At 45.3% G+C, this 1,694-nt stretch carries 2 protein-coding genes and 1 pseudogene; 2 read left to right on the top strand and 1 reads right to left on the bottom strand.

Annotated features, from left to right (window positions below; translation table 11 throughout):
* The first annotated feature begins 593 nt into the window (after positions 1 to 593).
* Positions 594 to 1,052, top strand: coding sequence for a GNAT family N-acetyltransferase (locus C6Y40_RS11855; protein WP_105934775.1), 459 nt, complete (start codon positions 594 to 596; stop codon positions 1,050 to 1,052).
* 33 nt (positions 1,053 to 1,085) lie between these two features.
* Here the strand turns inward: C6Y40_RS11855 and C6Y40_RS25190 are convergent.
* Positions 1,086 to 1,238 (bottom strand): annotated as a pseudogene (locus C6Y40_RS25190) (NADP-dependent oxidoreductase); the annotation flags it as partial.
* Between the two features lie 94 nt (positions 1,239 to 1,332).
* On the opposite strand from C6Y40_RS25190, the gene C6Y40_RS11845 reads away from it, so the two are divergent.
* The gene (locus C6Y40_RS11845) at positions 1,333 to 1,614 is read left to right on the top strand and encodes a hypothetical protein (protein ID WP_020745568.1); all 282 of its coding nucleotides are present in this window, start codon (positions 1,333 to 1,335) and stop codon (positions 1,612 to 1,614) included.
* Positions 1,615 to 1,694 lie beyond the last annotated feature (80 nt).

Here is a 1,694-nt window from a genome sequence, read left to right as displayed (position 1 = left end):
GAATTAAGGCTGGCCTTTACCCCACGTACATCAATAACTTCAACCTCGTCCTCGCTGGGCATGCTGTCGGTGTCCTGGGCATACAGAGGCTGTGCGGAAAGTGCGAATAAAACGGCGCTGGCAAGTTGAGCACGTTTAAACATGTATTATCTCCAAATATATGTGAATGCGCAGTTCACAGGTATGTCGTCCAATTGTGAAAATCCTGGCGCGTTGTAAGGTATCGACTTCAATCAGGTCGAAATCTAAATTCTTTATCATTGTTATTCTTGGGGTGTTGATACTATTGTATGATAATACTACAGTCAACATACCATTAACGAATTATTCCCGGGGTATGGTTGGCTTTAAATGGCGAAAAAGAGTATAAATTTATATAAAACAGCACCTTGTGATTAGGTGGTTGTTTATTGATCTTAATTAATAAATTACGAATTATTAATAAGTTTAGTTTTCCTACCGTTTAAATGTTAAATAATTGTGTGGTTTTTCCTGTTGAAACAGTGCGGATTAATCGCTTTATTCATCGTAACGCATTGCAATGACCCGGGGGATCGGCAATCATCTCTGCCAGCATTATCGCGGAGGTCTTTATGCTTAACTGGTGCTTGTTACCCTTCTCTGGGCTCACTACCGACCAGCTCTACGAATTACTCAAATTACGCACCGACGTATTTGTTGTGGAACAAAACTGCCCCTACCCGGAACTCGACGACAAAGACCGTATCAATGGGGTTTATCACCTGTTGGGTACCAGTAATAGCGAGCTGGTGGCTTACGCCAGACTATTACCGCCCGGCGTCAGCTTTCCGCAGGTGAGTATTGGCCGGGTCGCTGTCGCGGGGCACACCAGAGGTAAAAAGTACGGGCACCAACTCATCGGTAAAGCGTTAGAAGAATGTCAGCGGCTATGGCCGGATACGGACATTCAGATCGGTGCACAGGTCTATCTTGAAAAGGTTTATCAGCAGTTTGGCTTTGTCAGAAACTCTGAGGACTACCTGGAAGATGGCATTCCTCATGTCGACATGGTGCTGAGCAAAGGGCGCTGAGCAGACAACACCGGCCAGCCCCCTGTTGCGTGGCTACAGCCGGATAAGCAGCTTGCCTTTATTGGCACCAGTAAAAAACAGGTTAAGCGCGCTCATGGCGCTTTCCAGTCCGTCTAATACATGAGTCCGGTATTTTATCTTACCTGCGGCTACGTAGGGTGTGAGCTTGCTAAGCAGCCTGGGTGCTTCATGCAGATTATATACAGGAATACGGGGCTAAGCTTGGGCAATTTGGTTAATCCGCAATTCAGTTTTCGGTAAACAAGAGAGGACAGGTGATATGGATAACACGTTTCTCGATTTACCCATGGATGATGAAGATTGTTTATTGCCCTTGCAATCAGCTTCAATCAGTTGCCGTATTGCTGTAGGGCCAGATAAGGACAAAATAGTACTTGCCTTGCAAACCTTGCCCGAAAAAGACGATGATAACTATGGTCATTTAGCTCAAATAGGCGGTTTTAGCTTACTTGTTAGGGAGTTTGCTGACAGCCACGAATCTGAGAAACTGGAACGGCTATGTCGGTACATGTATTGGTCAAAACCGGACATCCTGGTATGAGGCCTCTCGGGCTGCTCTGTACGTTTTTCGGACCTTGAGACTATAAATTTCCCACCCTATTGATCAGTAGATTTACATTA

This window comes from Marisediminitalea alba, assembly GCF_002993365.1.
Classification (GTDB): Bacteria; Pseudomonadota; Gammaproteobacteria; order Enterobacterales; family Alteromonadaceae; genus Alteromonas; species Alteromonas alba.
The sequence above is the reverse complement of the archived record's forward strand: the minus strand, read 5'-3'. Positions and strand labels throughout refer to the sequence as shown.

Coding starts and splice junctions, on each gene's coding strand:
- C6Y40_RS11855 (WP_105934775.1), top strand. CDS start 594: ATGCTTAACTGGTGCTTGTTACCCTTCTCTGGGCTCACTACCGACCAG.
- C6Y40_RS11845 (WP_020745568.1), top strand. CDS start 1,333: ATGGATAACACGTTTCTCGATTTACCCATGGATGATGAAGATTGTTTA.